The organism is Niallia sp. FSL W8-0951 (genome assembly GCF_038006525.1).
Lineage (GTDB): Bacteria > Bacillota > Bacilli > Bacillales > Cytobacillaceae > Niallia > Niallia circulans.
The window spans coordinates 233587-249326 of record NZ_JBBOVK010000001.1; the positions used below are offsets into that span (position 1 = coordinate 233587).

Annotated in this window: 13 protein-coding genes; 9 read left to right on the forward strand and 4 right to left on the reverse strand. The window is 34.5% G+C overall.

Annotated features, from left to right (window positions below):
• Positions 1-14: 14 nt before the first annotated feature.
• The 5 genes from NSS71_RS01030 (at position 15) to rfbG (ending at position 6663) form a co-directional block, all read left to right on the forward strand.
• Complete coding sequence (locus NSS71_RS01030; protein ID WP_341151212.1) at positions 15-488, forward strand: PTS sugar transporter subunit IIA; 474 nt, start codon at positions 15-17, stop codon at positions 486-488.
• A 365-nt stretch (positions 489-853) separates the two neighbouring features.
• Positions 854-1600 (forward strand): sugar phosphate nucleotidyltransferase, encoded by a 747-nt coding sequence (locus NSS71_RS01035; protein WP_047942366.1) that lies wholly within the window; start codon positions 854-856, stop codon positions 1598-1600.
• Between the two features lie 24 nt (positions 1601-1624).
• Positions 1625-4615 carry a hypothetical protein gene (locus NSS71_RS01040; RefSeq protein ID WP_341151213.1) on the forward strand — a complete coding sequence of 997 codons (2991 nt, stop codon included), beginning with the start codon at positions 1625-1627 and terminating at the stop codon, positions 4613-4615.
• 12 nt (positions 4616-4627) lie between these two features.
• A complete protein-coding gene (locus tag NSS71_RS01045) occupies positions 4628-5572 on the forward strand; it encodes an NAD-dependent epimerase/dehydratase family protein (protein WP_341151214.1) in 945 nt (314 codons plus the stop codon).
• 20 nt (positions 5573-5592) lie between these two features.
• Positions 5593-6663: a CDP-glucose 4,6-dehydratase gene (gene rfbG, locus NSS71_RS01050; RefSeq protein WP_341151215.1), complete on the forward strand. Its 1071-nt coding sequence runs from the start codon at positions 5593-5595 to the stop codon at positions 6661-6663.
• A gap of 165 nt (positions 6664-6828) precedes the next feature.
• Here the strand turns inward: rfbG and NSS71_RS01055 are convergent, their stop codons facing one another.
• Positions 6829-7920: a polysaccharide pyruvyl transferase family protein gene (locus NSS71_RS01055; RefSeq protein ID WP_341151216.1), complete on the reverse strand. Its 1092-nt coding sequence runs from the start codon at positions 7918-7920 to the stop codon at positions 6829-6831.
• On the reverse strand, positions 7917-8879 hold the full coding sequence (locus NSS71_RS01060) for a glycosyltransferase (protein ID WP_341151217.1): 963 nt from the start codon (positions 8877-8879) through the stop codon (positions 7917-7919). Before NSS71_RS01060 ends, NSS71_RS01055 begins: the two co-directional genes overlap by 4 nt.
• Positions 8880-9029: 150 nt before the next feature.
• Between NSS71_RS01060 and NSS71_RS01065 the strand changes: the two genes are divergently transcribed.
• The 3 genes from NSS71_RS01065 to NSS71_RS01075 all read left to right on the forward strand — a co-directional run bounded on the left by NSS71_RS01065 (position 9030) and on the right by NSS71_RS01075 (position 12591).
• On the forward strand, positions 9030-10139 hold the full coding sequence (locus tag NSS71_RS01065) for a polysaccharide pyruvyl transferase family protein (protein ID WP_341151218.1): 1110 nt from the start codon (positions 9030-9032) through the stop codon (positions 10137-10139).
• A complete protein-coding gene (locus tag NSS71_RS01070) occupies positions 10121-11056 on the forward strand; it encodes a glycosyltransferase family 2 protein (protein WP_341151219.1) in 936 nt (311 codons plus the stop codon). Before NSS71_RS01065 ends, NSS71_RS01070 begins: the two co-directional genes overlap by 19 nt.
• A gap of 644 nt (positions 11057-11700) precedes the next feature.
• The gene (locus tag NSS71_RS01075; RefSeq protein ID WP_251686648.1) at positions 11701-12591 is read left to right on the forward strand and encodes a cation diffusion facilitator family transporter; all 891 of its coding nucleotides are present in this window, start codon (positions 11701-11703) and stop codon (positions 12589-12591) included.
• A 146-nt stretch (positions 12592-12737) separates the two neighbouring features.
• Here the strand turns inward: NSS71_RS01075 and NSS71_RS01080 are convergent, their stop codons facing one another.
• Entirely contained in the window at positions 12738-13535 is a 798-nt protein-coding gene (locus tag NSS71_RS01080; RefSeq protein WP_047941391.1) for a nucleotidyltransferase domain-containing protein, read from the reverse strand.
• 175 nt (positions 13536-13710) lie between these two features.
• On the opposite strand from NSS71_RS01080, the gene NSS71_RS01085 reads away from it, so the two are divergent.
• Positions 13711-14478 carry a sugar phosphate isomerase/epimerase family protein gene (locus NSS71_RS01085; RefSeq protein WP_341151220.1) on the forward strand — a complete coding sequence of 256 codons (768 nt, stop codon included), beginning with the start codon at positions 13711-13713 and terminating at the stop codon, positions 14476-14478.
• 56 nt (positions 14479-14534) lie between these two features.
• On the opposite strand, the gene NSS71_RS01090 is transcribed toward NSS71_RS01085, so the two are convergent.
• Entirely contained in the window at positions 14535-15365 is an 831-nt protein-coding gene (locus NSS71_RS01090) for a dimethylarginine dimethylaminohydrolase family protein (protein WP_341151221.1), read from the reverse strand.
• Positions 15366-15740 lie beyond the last annotated feature (375 nt).

Consider the following 15740-nt stretch of genomic DNA (forward strand, 5'->3'; position numbering starts at 1 on the left):
TGGAGGGTGCTACCTTGTTTAAAAATCTATTTAAGAGAAATAAGGAAGAAAAAACGAATACGGCTCAAACTTATATTCAACCATTAGAAGGAAAGCTATTAAGCATTACAGAAGTTCCAGATCCAGTATTTGCGCAAAAAATGATGGGAGACGGCATAGCGGTTGATCCATCCAATGGCGTATTAGTTGCTCCAGCAGACGGACAAATTATGAATGTGTTTCCAACAAAGCATGCAGTAAGCATGACTGATAACAATGGAAAAGAAATCTTAATTCATGTTGGATTAGATACAGTTAGTTTAAAAGGGGAAGGGTTTACTTCTTTTGTTAAAGATGGAGATAAAGTAAAACAAGGACAAAAATTAATGGAAATTGATTTTGATGCAATTAAAACAAAGGTTCCTTCCATCATTACACCAATGGTATTTACTAACCTTGAAGAGAATGAAAAAGTGATAGTAGAAGGTAATGAGATTAGAATAGGATAAGATAATAAAAAGCTATGAGGTAAATTTGCCTTATAGCTTTTTTATTCAGAAAAGGGATAAACACAGCCTACAGGTAAAACTGTAGGATTTTTTATATGTGTTTGAAATTCCCCCTTATCCAGAAAAAATTATAATTTCTCCTCTTTCTTTAGATATAAATTTATAAAAAGTGTTTTTTTGTCTTCGCTACAGTAATAAGCGTAAAGAACAATAATATCCTCCAAAAAAGGGACAGTCTGATAAGTTTCTCCTCCAAATTACTCAAAAATGCGCCTATATCTTACTAAACCTAAGGAAACAACCTATGCATCATTAGTAGCCTGTACATATAATGGCATGAAAATACTAAGAGAAGAGGTGAAAGAATGAAAGTTGTAATTTTATGTGGGGGCAAAGGAATGAGAATGAGAGGCTTAACAGAGAATATACCAAAAGCCTTAGCTGATGTTAATGGGAAGCCGATTATATGGCATATTATGAAGCATTATAGTGAATATGGTCATCAAGAGTTCATTTTGCCAGTGGGCTATAAAGGAGACCAGATAAAAGATTACTTTGTTAATTCAGCCTGGAGAAACAATAATATACAAATTGATTTAGCAAACAATCAATATACCATTCTAGAAAAAACAGAGCCATGGACAATAACTTGTATAGATACTGGTCAAGATACAATGACTGGAGCACGAATTAAACAGTTAGAGCCCTATATGGATGATGATATCTTTCTATTAACCTACGGGGATGGTTTGTCTGATATTGATTTAGATAAACTTATTGCCTTTCACAAAGAAAAAGGAAAAGCAGTTACACTTACAGGCATCAAAAAAAATAATCAATATGGAGTACTTGATATAGAAGATGGAATTGCTAATCGCTTTTCTGAAAAGCCGATTTTAGATGACTGGATTAATGGGGGATTTTTTGTTTGTAATAAGGAGTTCTTTCAGTATCTATCAGCCCAGCCAGATTGTGTGTTAGAGGAAGAGCCATTAAGAAAGTTAATTGAAAAGAGAGAACTTGCTGTCTATTTGCATGAAGGAACATGGATATCTATTGATACGCCAAAGGATTTGGAAGACGCAAGAAAGATTTGGAAAAAAGAACAATAGATATAAGGGAGAGAGAGGATTGCCATGAAATGGCTAAAAAAAAATATCATATCAGACTTTTTAAAAGCATTGTCGAGTAATGAGAAACAAGAAAAGTCAGCCACGTTAAATATTCAACTATTTTCAAAAGAGATTTCAGTGAAATTCCATGTAGATAATTTAGTTGATATTATAAATGGGGCCAGGAAAAATAATAGGGTACTGGAATTACCTTCACCACAAGAAGAAACTTCCACATCGGAGAATATAGCTGCACAAACTCCAGTGGTTTATGAAAATGCCCAGGAAACAATAGGGGCTATTACACAAAATGCAGAAGTAGTCGATCAAGAAAAAGCGAGACAAGAGGCAGCAGCAAAAGAAAAAGCAAAACAAGAGGCAGCAGCAAAAGAAAAAGCAAAACAAGAGGCAGCAGCAAAAGAAAAAGCAAAACAAGAGGCAGCAGCAAAAGAAAAAGCAAAACAAGAGGCAGCAGCAAAAGAAAAAGCAAAACAAGAGGCAGCAGCAAAAGAAAAAGCAAAACAAGAGGCAGCAGCAAAAGAAAAAGCAAAACAAGAGGCAGCAGCAAAAGAAAAAGCAAAACAAGAGGCAGCAGCAAAAGAAAAAGCAAAACAAGAGGCAGCAGCAAAAGAAAAAGCAAAACAAGAGGCAGCAGCAAAAGAAAAAGCAAAACAAGAGGCAGCAGCAAAAGAAAAAGCAAAACAAGAGGCAGCGGCAAAAGAAAAAGCGAGACAAGAGGCAGCAGCAAAAGAAAAAGCAAGACAAGAGGGAGCAGCAAAAGAAAAAGCAAAACAAGAGGCAGCAGCAAAAGAAAAAGCAAGACAAGAGGCAGCAGCAAAAGAAAAAGCAAGACAAGAAGCGGCGGCAAAAGAAAAAGCGAGACAAGAGGCAGCAGCAAAAGAAAAAGCGAGACAAGAGGCAGCAGCAAAAGAAAAAGCAAGACAAGAGGCAGCGGCAAAAGAAAAAGCAAGACAAGAGGCAGCAGCAAAAGAAAAAGCAAGACAAAAGGCAGCAGCAAAAGAAAAAGCAAAGCAAGAAACGTTAAAAGAAGAAAATCAACAAATAGTATTAGTAAAGACAAAAGAGCAAACTAAATTATCGCCAACAGAGCCAATCGCATCAACCAATCAAAACTTTTGTGTGATTGCCGGCAAAGAATATTGCATTAAGATTATGGCGGTTTATGAGTCTCTTGCTAAAAATAGTGATAACTTCAACTTATGGGTGTGTTGTACGGATGCTATTACGCACAAATTTTTAAATGAAAAAAATTTAAAAAATATGCATCTTATTAGAGTAGAAGAAATAGAGAATGATCAATTAAGAGCAGTTAAACAAGAACGAATGATTAATGAATATTGCTGGACATTAAAATCTTTCTTAATTGAATATATCTTAAAAAATAATGATATTGAGCAAGTATTATACTGCGACGGAGATATTTATTTCTTCTCTAATCCAGCAAGTATTTTTAATGAGTGGGGTTCTGCTTCCATCTTTTTGACTCCACAAAGAGATCTAGATTGGGTAGAACAAAAATATGGAAAGTATCAAGCAGGTATTATTGGATTTAGAAAAGATGAAATTGGATTGTCAGCTGTTCAATGGTGGAAGGATCGCTGCATTGAATGGTGTGGAGTCGTTGAGAACAATGGACGTTTTGGAGATCAAAAGTATTTAGATCAATTGCCGAAAATGTATGATAACGTGCGAATATCCTCTAATTTAGGAGTAAATGCTGCGCCTTGGAATATAATCTACAATAATGATTTCAACGTTTCTTTACAAGGGGATAATGTTTTTATCAATAACGATCCACTTGTTGCTTATCATTTTTCCTGTATAACCATATATGATAGTGATAAATATGATTTATGGAGTATGCATCAATTAAATATTCAAAAGGAAATTATGAATTATATTTATGTTCCATACCTTGATCTTTTAGAAAAACTAATCAAAAACTATCAAAATAGTTATCCTGGCATTATTAAGGCAACATTATCAACAAAAGACTTTCTTCAAGCGAAGACAAAATACCAATCAACAAAATTGAAAAAAAGAATGATTAAATATAATAACTATTTATTATTAACCTCCATATTTAGTAAAGAATATTTAGTTAAAGGACTTGCAATGTATCACTCGCTTAGCAGACAAATAGATAATTTTCATATGTGGATTTGTACAATGGATTCCGAAACTTATGATGTCTTATCCAATCTAAACTTAAAAAATGTCACGCTAATACCAGTAGAGTCCTTTGAAACTTCACAATTAAAAGAGATAAAACAACAACGAACGCTGCAAGAATATTGTTGGACAATAAAAGCGACGTTACTGGAACACTTACTATCCACCCACGCAGATATTGACCATCTCTTCTATTGTGACAGTGATTTATATTTCTTCTCCAACCCACTTTCTGTAATTGATGACTTTGGTAGATTTTCTGTTTATTTATGTCGTCAACGCGGAACGGAGGTGCTGGAACATTTCCATGGACAATATCAAGCGGGATTTATCGGCTTCAAAAACGAACGAAATAGCCGAAAAATTCTAAATTGGTGGAAGAAGAAGTGTTTAGAAGAATGTTCAGAGGTTTATAACGATGAACGTAAATCATGGGGAGATCAATTGTATTTAGATCGTATTCCTGAATTATTTGAAAATATTAAAGTGAATCAAAACCCAGGAATTAACGCTGCTCCATGGAATCTTATTTTGAACAATACAGAACAAGAAGTAACCACGAGGGAGAATAATGTATATATTGACAATAACCCATTGATATTTTTTCATTTTGGAAGCCTGCTGATCTTAAATGAGAATGAATTTGATCTGTGGAAGCTGGAAAAAGTAGACATTTCATCCTCCACTTTAATGTATATTTATAATCCGTATTTAACGAAAGTAAAGGAGATATTGAGCAGCTTATCTAATAACACTCAATTCTTTGCTAATCTTCCTAGCGGATATATAGCCAAAAATCCTTATTCCATTGCCTCATTATAAGAGGTGGGTGACATGAAGTTGAAAAATAAAAAAGTGTTAGTCACAGGTGCTTATGGTTTTATTGGATCCCATCTTATTAAACAGCTTGTGAAAGAAAATGCGTCTATCGCTGTCATTGTTCGGGAACATTCCAATCCTTGGAGAGTACAGGAATATTTGCCTCATTTAAAAAAATATGAGGCAAATATTCAAAATCGCTCAGACATATGTCGAATTATCCATGAATTTAAACCAGATTATATTTTTCATTTAGCAGCTTATGGAACAAACCCAAGTAACAGAAATGACTTACTTGCATATGAAACTAATATTGTTGGAACGATGAATATTTTATTTGCAGCCAAAGATACCAATTGTAAAAAAATTATTTGTCTTGGCAGTAGTTCTGAATATGGAGATAAAAAGGAAAAGATTCATGAAGATATGTTATTAGAACCAGTTGATATCTATGGAAGTACAAAAGCAGCATCTACTATTATTTCCCATCAGTTAGCACAGGAATATAAGCTTCCCATTATCACCTTACGGGCATTTAATATTTTCGGGGAAGCAGAAGATAATCATAAATTATTCTCTCATATTATTGATAAAGTACTGCGTGGTGACGAGGTGAAATTAACGTCATGTGATCAATACCGTGATTATACTTATGTCGGCAATATTGTTGACGGTTTAATCCTTGCAGCCACATATGAAGGAAGTAATAATACAATTTTAAATATAGCTTCTGGAAATGCCTTTCCTTTACGATATTTTGTTGATTTGATTTATCTGCATTTAGGTACAAAGCAAGTACCATTATATGGCGCCATTCCCAAAAGAGAGAATGAAAGAAATGCGCCTATCCCTGATATTGCAAAGATTCAAAAAGTGCTTGGATGGACTCCAGCTGTTTCCGTAGAAGAGGGGATAAAGAAAACCATTGCCTGGTATAAAAGTTATTATCATTTTCATTAATGGGAGTGGAGGTGTTAGTTATGACAACTGATTGGCGAAAAATTTATAAAAATAAAACGGTTCTAATAACTGGTCATACTGGTTTTAAAGGCTCCTGGCTGGCTATTTGGTTAATGAAGTATGGCGCGAATGTAATTGGTTATTCTTTAGATCCAATTGGAGAAGAGAGTTTATTTAAATTAGCAAAACTGAACAATAAAGTGAAGGATATTAGGGGAGATATTCGTGATGCAGCTAAACTACAAGCAGTTTTTGAAGAATATCAACCTGAAATCGTCTTTCATTTGGCAGCACAGCCATTAGTAAAGCAATCTTATCGAGACCCTGTCTATACGTATGAAGTGAATGTAATGGGGACAATGCAAGTGTTAGAAGCAATCAGAAAGTCACCTTCTGTAAAAGCAGGTGTAATGGTAACGAGTGATAAGTGTTATGATAATAAAGAATGGGTATGGGGCTATCGCGAAACAGACCCGATGGGAGGATATGATCCGTATAGTTCCAGTAAAGGATGCTGCGAACTATTAATCTCTTCTTATCAGCATTCCTTCTTTCCAATTGAGTCATATTCTAAGCATGGTAAGTTAATTGCTTCTGTACGAGCAGGAAATGTAATAGGAGGGGGGGATTGGTCGGAAAATCGCATTATTCCTGATAGCGTTCGTTCCTTAATGTCTGATCAAGCGATTAAATTACGCTCTCCTCATTCTGTTCGTCCGTGGCAGCATGTATTAGAGCCGCTTTCAGGTTATTTAAAAATAGGTGCCTATCTATACGAGGGAAAAACACAATATGCGGAAAGCTGGAATTTTGGACCAGAATCAGATAGTGTGATAACCGTACAACAGCTAGCCGAAAAAATTGTGGAACACTGGAATGGTGGCACATGGGAAGCAGAACCTTCTTATTCCGCAGAACATGAAGCAAAGCTTCTTAGTTTAGATATAAATAAAGCAAAGTATTATTTAGATTGGCATCCCAAATGGAATATTGATCAGACTGTTTATTATACAGTGGAATGGTATAGATTGTATCAAAAAGTGGACGTTTACGAGCTATGCTTAAAACAGATAAATGATTATGAAAAATAAAATCAGCCGATTAATAGAAGCCTTCCTTCCCTTTATTAGAGAATGGTTCCATAAAAGGGAGAGGTTTAAAGAGCTTCTATTTTATTTTTTGTAAATCATCGGTTATACGCCACTTTTTATATATATAAAAGGGATGTTCCGCAGAAAAGGAACATCCCTTTTAAATTACTTTTTTAATGACAAGATAAAGTCTTTATGTCTTGCGACAATTCTCTCTTTTGCTAATTTAAGCTTTTTTCGGTTCTTATTGCTTGTTAAATAAAATTCTTTGTTTTCAATCGTTTCAGCTAGTTTCTCCGTATTGGTTAGTAACGTATAAGGTAATTGATGGACAGAGGCGGCGAAATCTACACCCTTTGAGCGATAAGCTAATTGGAAGAACGGGGTACCGCTTGATGCAGAAAGTACATTTGCATGCAGCTTTAAGTTAAGAGAAAAGTGGCAAAGCGATAAGAAAGAATAAATTTGTGAAGCTGTGCAAACTTCTGGAATGAATGTGACTTTTCCTTTCTTCTTTATGCTCTCATATAGTTCCTTGCAGTGAGGGACATCTAAATCCCACATTGGAAAAATAACAATTTGATATCCTTTTTTTAAAAGATTGGTACATGCTTTAATAATTTGATTTTTAAGTTTATATTCATCGTAGCCAAAAAGGATGTTTTGGGTGGTTCCCCAATTGACCGCAATTATTTTTTTATCCTGATCCTGCAAGTATTTACTTTTTATATAGTCGTCTTCTTGGGGTGTAAATAGCATCCCAGAGTCACCAATTATCTGGTAATTACTCGTTGGCGAAGGATTTAAAGTCTTTATATACTTCTGTGTAAGTGGTCCTCTAAGACCTGCGAATGTGGAGTATTCAATCACTTTTTTTATTTTATCTCTATTAATCTCTTTATTATTGAAGGTGGTGGAGGATAACTGAAATTCACCCCTTTTAAAGGATTCAACTGTTTCTTCCGTCATATAATCAATGCCTGTTCCATAGCAATATAGAGGAAGTTTCATTTCGATTGCCTCTAATGCCAAATCGATAAAGAAATTGCCTTGAAATAAAGAGCCTCCTCCTAGAATAACGATATCAAATGGTTTTTCTCCATATAATTCTTTTAGGGTTTTAGAAGAATTAATTGGGTAGGAAAATAAAGTATAGTCTTCGTGAAGCCATCTTTTGCAAGCTTGAGCGAATGCTTCATAACAAACTTCATCTCCAATGTTATTAACGCCCAAATAACCAAGATATAATATTCTCATTGTTCATTGCCCCCTTCCTTAGCAAGAATCTCTTCAATATGATCAAGGAGCTGCTGCGCTCGAACTTGTACAGAATGTTTTTTTCTTACCATTTTATAGCCATTTAAAGCAATTTTTTTCCCTAATGTTTCATAATTTTTTAAATGATATTGTGCCTTTCGCATAAAATTCTCCTCATCGATTTCAATGAAATGAACACCAGGAATGAATCCTAAATCTTTAATCTCTTTTGTGCAAGAAGCTAGTAATAAAGTATTACAAGCTAAAGTCTCATAATATTTCATTACAGGATAATGATAAATGGAATCACAAGTAAAAAAAATCTTTGCTTTGTTCAGTTCTTGTGCAAAGCTGCTCGCTACTTTGAACGATTTCTCATCATACTGTTGGTGTAAATAGCCAGGATGCTCATGATAGGTGAAATTTGATAAACTTTTCATTTGATCAAGAATTTTTTGACGTAATGGATAAATAGTAGGATGGACAGCACCCATCATTAAATAATCAATTGTTTTCGGTTGCTTGAAGTCACTAAATACATCAATATTTACATAATGGGGAAACCATATCATTTTATCTTTAAATTCTGGATACCATTCCAAAAAAGAATCTCTATAATGGGTAAAAATATATTTCACATTATTTTCTTTAATGAATGCTCTTCTTTGATCCATTTGGTATTTTAAATCATGCATGATAATCCCGAACGGAATATTGCAGTCCTTTAGTCCAGTTACTTTTGGTGATCGGGTAGGTCGTAAATCATTTACTAGGATAAAGTCAGGCTGAAAGTTCATTTTCTGTAATGTTTCACTTATATTACCGTCTTCCTCCCAGGTTCTTATATCAACGTATTTTTTTAATTCTTTTGTTAAATAATACGTATTTCTTTCTATCCCATTTTCCCAATTTTTTGTAATAAAAAGTATCTTTTTTTTCTTCTTTAATGTCATCAGCATCATGTCCTTTCCCTAATGTTTACTATATATACTATTCTTGTCCCCCATAAATCGGACCATAGCAAATGGTCCAAATGTTAACTGCTAGTCACCATTTTATGGATTGTCCATATACTATTAAGAGATATGAGAGGTAGGAGGAGCACTTAGATGAGTAAGATTATTCTTTCAGGTTATTATGGAGAACAGAATGTCGGAGATGATGCATTGTTACTAGTATCCTCTTGGGGAAGCCGGAAATTTCTATCTGGGGATAAAATCTATGGGACATGTATACAAAAGCCTGTTCTGCCATTGAATGCAGAAATGGAAGCACTTTTTGTTCAAGAAGAACAAGAACGTAATGAAAACTTACTTCGTTTGTACAGGCATTGTTATGAGAGTGATTTTATTTTATTTGGCGGCGGCTCTGTTTTTCATTCGACAGATAAAATGACAAGAGATAGCGATTTAATCGATTTAAATAGAGGGAAAGGAGCAGCTGCAATTGGGGTATCCTTTGGACCATTTAGAGATTCGGCTGCTGAAGGTGCATGTAAAAAGCTTATCGAAAAATTTAATTATATTGGCTGTAGAGATGAAGAAAGCTATGAATTAATTCGTTCTTTCTCTTCCGATATAAAGGTAGAATTAACATTTGATTTAGCAGTCCTTTTACCACTTGTTGTTGGTGAAAATTTTAATGGGTTGCATGCTAGAAAAGGTTTAGGAATTTCCTTATGTCACTATGAGAGATATATTGGTGGAGATACAAGTATTGAAAAGACGAGAATGAAAAAAATAGTCAATGTTTTAAATGGACTTAACCAGGAGGAAATAGAAGAGTTAGTCTTTATTGATTTTAATGGCCATCCTCTTTTTGGAGATCAAGACATTCACCGTGAAGTCATCGACCAATTACACACAAAAATTCCTATTAAGCATCTGTCTTATGATAAGGATCCAATAAACACTCTTCGAACCATTGCCTCCTTAAAAGGATTGATTGGGATGAGACTTCATAGCTCTGTATTTGGCTATATTACAAATACACCGACGATCATTCTTTCTTATCATCCTAAATGTGATGGATGGGCCAAGCAAATTCAAGCAGATAAAGAGTATATTATTCCATCCCATTCCTTTGAAGAGGAAAGTATATGGCATGCTCTTGAACAAATTATAGCTGGCCAATATAGGTATCCAAAACTATCGATAAAGGCTGCACAATCACTAGCGATGAAAAATTGGGAGGGTGCAAGATGGTCGCTGTCTCAGTAGTTATTCCGCTATATAATAAAGAACAATATATTGAACGAACAATTATGTCCATTCTTTCGCAAACATTTCAAGATTTTGAGATTATTATTGTAGATGATGGTTCAACAGATGGCAGTGTTGAAAGAGCGGAAACTTGGGCCGACGATCGGATTAAGGTACTTAAGATGGAACACAAAGGTGCCTCAGCAGCTAGAAACAAGGGGATACTTGCCGCTACCGCTGAATTAATTACGTTTATTGATGCAGATGATGAGTGGAAACCTGGTTTTCTTGAGAAAATTATATATTTAAAAGATAAATATCCTGAATGTGGTGCTTATGCAACAAGCTATGAAATCGTTCTGCCGACAAAAAAGAAAATAATCCCATCTATTTATCAAACGCCTGAAAAGTGGGAAGGGATATTTACAAACTATGTTGAAAAAACATTAAAGGATTTACCAATCATTTCTTCTGCAATCGCAGTCCGAAAGCAAGTTTTTGATAAAATAGGTTTATTTAAAGAAGGAGAGCCTCTTGGAGAAGATCAAGATATGTGGTTAAGAATTGGGATGAACTATTCGATTGCCTATATCAATGAAAGCTATGCCATTTATTATCGCGGGTTAGAAAACAGTGTATGTATGGATTTGACCATATTAAATCGCTATCCAATCATTTATTCATTAGAGAATTTGCTTCATAAAGAAGAATTTCCTTATATCGATTTGTATTTGTCAAAATTAAAATTGGACTATAGTAAAAGATTACTAGAGGCAAATAAATTAGATTCTGCTTGGCAAGAATTGCAGTATACAAAAGCAAATATATATAAATGGCAAAAAATAAAACTTTGGTTATTCTACTATTGGAAAAAAATCAGCAATAAATATAGTTTTACCCAAAAAAGTATAATAAAAAATGCCCGTAAGTTGTAATCTTAGGAAAGAGAAGCCCCATGCTAAAATAAGCAGGGGCTAGTAGTTATTTATGGTAATTGCTGAAAAATTGGGAGTTTGGCTGAAATTATCTTAGTTTGGCTGATATCCCTGCAGTATTGGCTGATATTTTTCAAGTTTGGCTGATACATCTGCAGTTTTGGCTGAAATTATCTTAGTTTGGCTGATATCTCTGCAGTTTTAGCTGATATTTTTCAAGTTTGGCTGATTCTCCCTGCGCTTTGGCTGATAAATTCCATAGTTTGGCTGAAAAGCTGCTCGCAGAGGCTGAAATCCGTCTCACATTAGCTATTAAATCCAAAGCGGCTGATAAATTCCTCACTTTGACTGATATAATATTATATTTTGGTTTATTGACCGTATTTAAACCAACTTGAATTTAAATGTTAGCTTCATTCCTCGCAACATAACTATCCAAAAATAATCATCCATAAAGAATATAACTTATTTTCTTACTTTGATTTATCCCACAAACGAATACATTCGTAAAGAAAAGTAAATGATTAATTTGTAAGAAGGCAACTTTTTTTCTCTAGACCCACTGCTTTCTTTTCTGCTAATATGTTTAAGTTGACTTTTTAAGTGTATTGAAATTTTTGGAAAATAAAAGAGGTTGATGAGATTTGGGATCGAGAGAATTGCTAGCCAAACGAGTAGCTTGGATTAGTGTAATTAGTAATATTATTTTAACAATTGGGAAAATAATAGTGGGTTGGATAGGGAATAGTGATGCGGTTTTTGCCGATGGGATTCACTCAGCTGCAGATGTGTTTGCCTCTGTTCTTGTTTTAGTCGTTATTAAAATTGCGAATAAACCGGCAGATCAGGAACACCCATATGGACATGGTAAGGCAGAAATAATTGTATCTGGTATTGTTGGTATGATTCTTTTATGTGTCTCTATCTACTTGGTATATGAAGTAATAATTGGGTTATTCCATCCCATCACAACACCAAGTATGATTGCAATGTGGGTTGCTGTTATTTCTTATATTTCGAAAGTGCTATTATATCGATATAGTAAGAGGATTGCGAAGGAACAAAGCAGTAAAGCAATTGAAGCAATTGCTTATGATCATAAGGCTGATATTGTGGCATCCATTGCAGCAGCAATAGGTGTTCTTTTCTCTATCCTTGGAGAAAAGTTGAATATACATTTATTTCTTTATGGAGATAAGATTGCAACGATCATTGTTGCTTATTTGATTTTTAAAATTGCGAAGGAAATGGTAAGTGAAGCTTTTGATATTTTACTGGAGCGGAATATAGATTTGGCAATTTTAGCAGAATATCATGACATAATTTCTTCATTTGCTGAAGTAAAGCGAATTGACCGACTCCGTGCTAGAGAACATGGTCACTATATATTAGTCGATTTACGTATCTCAATCGATTACGATAAAACCATTAAGGAAGGTCATGATTTATCTAGAAAAATAAAAAAGAAATTAATGGCAAAGCACGATAATATTAATGAAGTGCTAATTCATTTGAATCCATATTTTAAGGATTAGCATTCTGTTGTTCCTTATATTTAGCTTATTCATGTTAACCACTTTCGTATGCAAAAGTAATCATTTTTTAAATAGAACTAGGTAATAACTAAACAAGGTCATGAAAAAGTGTTGTTCTCACATAAACGCTTTTTCAATGACCTCTTTTAATAATTCCAGACTTCTTTTAATGAAAATCGAAATAGTTCATTTAATTGTTCGGTTGGATCTTCCGAATTTTTTTGCAACCCTTTTGCGTACGCTTCTAGCTGGTAAATCTCACTTTCTAAGAATGTATTAATAAGATTGATTCGTGGTTCGAGTGATAATTCTTCGCCAGATTTTTTTCTTTCTAATAAAGTTATAATACTTGTAAGAAGGTCACCAGCAGGGATAAGTTCTTGTACTAATGTTTCGAATTCCATTGGCGGAACCGTTTGGTATATTTGAGTCCACTTTGCTGCTAAAATTGGCCTCAATACATAAAAATATTTTTTGATTTTAACTGTATCTCCTTGTAGGTATTCTCGAAAATTTCCTTTTGCCATATTTAAATAATGATAGATAATGGAAGCAGGCGAGAATATTTCTTTTTCTAGTTCTTTCATTTTATCGATGGTTGAAAAACGCTGATAATATACCATATTAGAGCGTAACCATTCTAATAACGGGGGATTGGACTTGCGAAAAAGCTTAAGCGTTTTAGTTAGTTCCCAGCCGCTCATATCTAATAAGGGATCAACAGGGATTGATAATGAATCATGGTTTGGAATCTCGATTACATCTCGGCCGCGATCAATCGATAAGTACCAGTTTGGCTGGTGAATATAAATAAACCGAACATCATAATCACTATCCTTGGATGGAAAGCCCCATGCCCGACTTCCGGATTCACATGCATAAAGCACCTTTATGTTAAATTCCTTTTCCGTTTGGTCAATCACTTTTCTGATATGGTTTTCCAAAGGCATATACCTCCAATTGATTTTTGCTCATTTTACCAAAAAAATCAGCGATTTACCATATTAATCTGCAAAATGATAACGTTCTCATGTACAATGATAGGGAGTGCTTATTTTGTCTGACTATCCCTTTAGGGAGTAGTTGGGGTAAAGGAATAACAAGGAGGAGGAAGTACAAGTGAGGAATATACCGATTGCCATCCAAATGTATACGTTAAGAAATGAGTGTGAGAAGGATTTTCGCGGAACCCTCCGTAAAGTGGCGGATATTGGATTTCAAGGAGTAGAGCTTGCTGGATATGGGGGAATTCCTGTAGCAGAATTAAAGGAATTATTGGATGAACTAAATTTACGAGTAGCAGCATGCCATGTACCATTAGTTGATTTGGAGAGCGATCTTTCTCAGGTTATTCAAGATCAATTAGTATTAGGGAGTAAATTTTTAGTATGTCCCTATCTTTTACCAGACAAAAGAACAGAAGCGGATTATCAATCACTAATTGCTTTCTTGAATATGGCAGGAGCAGAATGTCGAAAAGCAGGGATATCTCTTTGTTATCATAATCATGATTTTGAATTAGATACATTGCGTGATGGAAGAACGGCATTAGCCACGATAATGGAAGATACAGATCCTACATTAGTTTTTGCAGAACCGGATGTATACTGGCTTTCGAAGCGAGACTATGACCCAGCAAAATGGATTGATACATATAAAGATAGAATGAAGCTTATTCATTTAAAGGATATGACAACAGATGAAGAACAATTCTTTGCTGAGGTAGGTACAGGAAGTATTGATTTTCAAGCAATTCTTGAAAAAGGAGAGGACGCAGATATCCAATGGTGGATTATTGAACAGGATGCAACTAGAAGAACTCCATTGGAAAGCATTGAAATTAGTTTGCGAAATCTAAAGGAAATGTTAACGGACCGGAAGATATAAACTTAACTAGAATAAATCAGCGGGGATTTTTCCCCACTGATGAAATTTACCTTTACCTATTCTCTAAGTAAGGGCATGGAACAACAACGAAAGGACCCACCAGATTTAATGATTTCGGAAAAATCAACCTCGAGAACTTCATACCCTCTTTTTTGCAATTCTTTATTAACCCCTTCATTCATAGGTAAACTAATTACCTTTTTGTTGCCAATGGATAATACATTTGTACCTAATGTTTCTTGCTCTTTAGCGCTTACGTGAATGAAATCATATCGTTCTCGCAGTAATTTTTCTTTTTCTTTATGAAATTCTCCTGGAAAAATTAATCCCTCTGTAGGAGAAAGAATATTAAAGACACAATCTAGATGGAGATATGTATCCGTAAAAGGGACAGCTATGACATCATAAGAAGGCATCAAGTTCTGTAAATGGCGGATAGCTGCTTCATTTGTACGCTGACTGATGCCTGCAAAAATTGTTTTCCCGTCAATAATTACATCACCGCCTTCAATAAAATTGCCTTTAATATCTGTATAAGTGATTTCTTTTTTCTTTAAATAATCTATTAAAACTCTTTCTTCTCCGTGTCTAGCATCTCGTGCCATTTCTGCCACAAAGATCTGACTTCCTAAGGTGAATCCGATATCTCTTGTAAAAACCTGTTCATGGTATTTTTCTTCTGCTGGAAGAAGGATTATTTCCACTCCATTTTTTTGCAGAGTTTCTATAAACATTTCATGCTGTTTTACAGCAAGTTTTTTATCAATATTTTTCTTTGCATGTTTTTTTTGAATATCATTTATAGGGACTTTAATAGCCATATATTCAGGAGAAACTAAGACTACTGTTTTTAATGGATCATATTCATTGGAACAATTTATTTTCATGATAAAACCCTTTCCATTATAGTATAGAAAATAGTTTTTCCTGAATGGCTTATTTTATGAAAGAACTTGTGCAATCATTTTTTGGGGATGATGATGTTCATGAAGGAAATGAAAACTACAATTGTAAGGAAAAGCGGTAGAAATGGCATTCATAGAGGGGATGAAAACCATATTGGCAAGAAACCCTGAAGGAAGTGGTGTTCATCAGGGAAATGAAAGTCATAATTGCAAGGAAAAACAGTGGAAGTGGCGTTCATAGAGGGGATGAAAACCATATTGGCAAGAAACCCTGAAGGAAGTGGTGTTCATCAGGGAAATGAAAACCAGAAATGCAAGGAAAAACAGTGGAAGTAGCGTTCATGAAGGAGATACAAG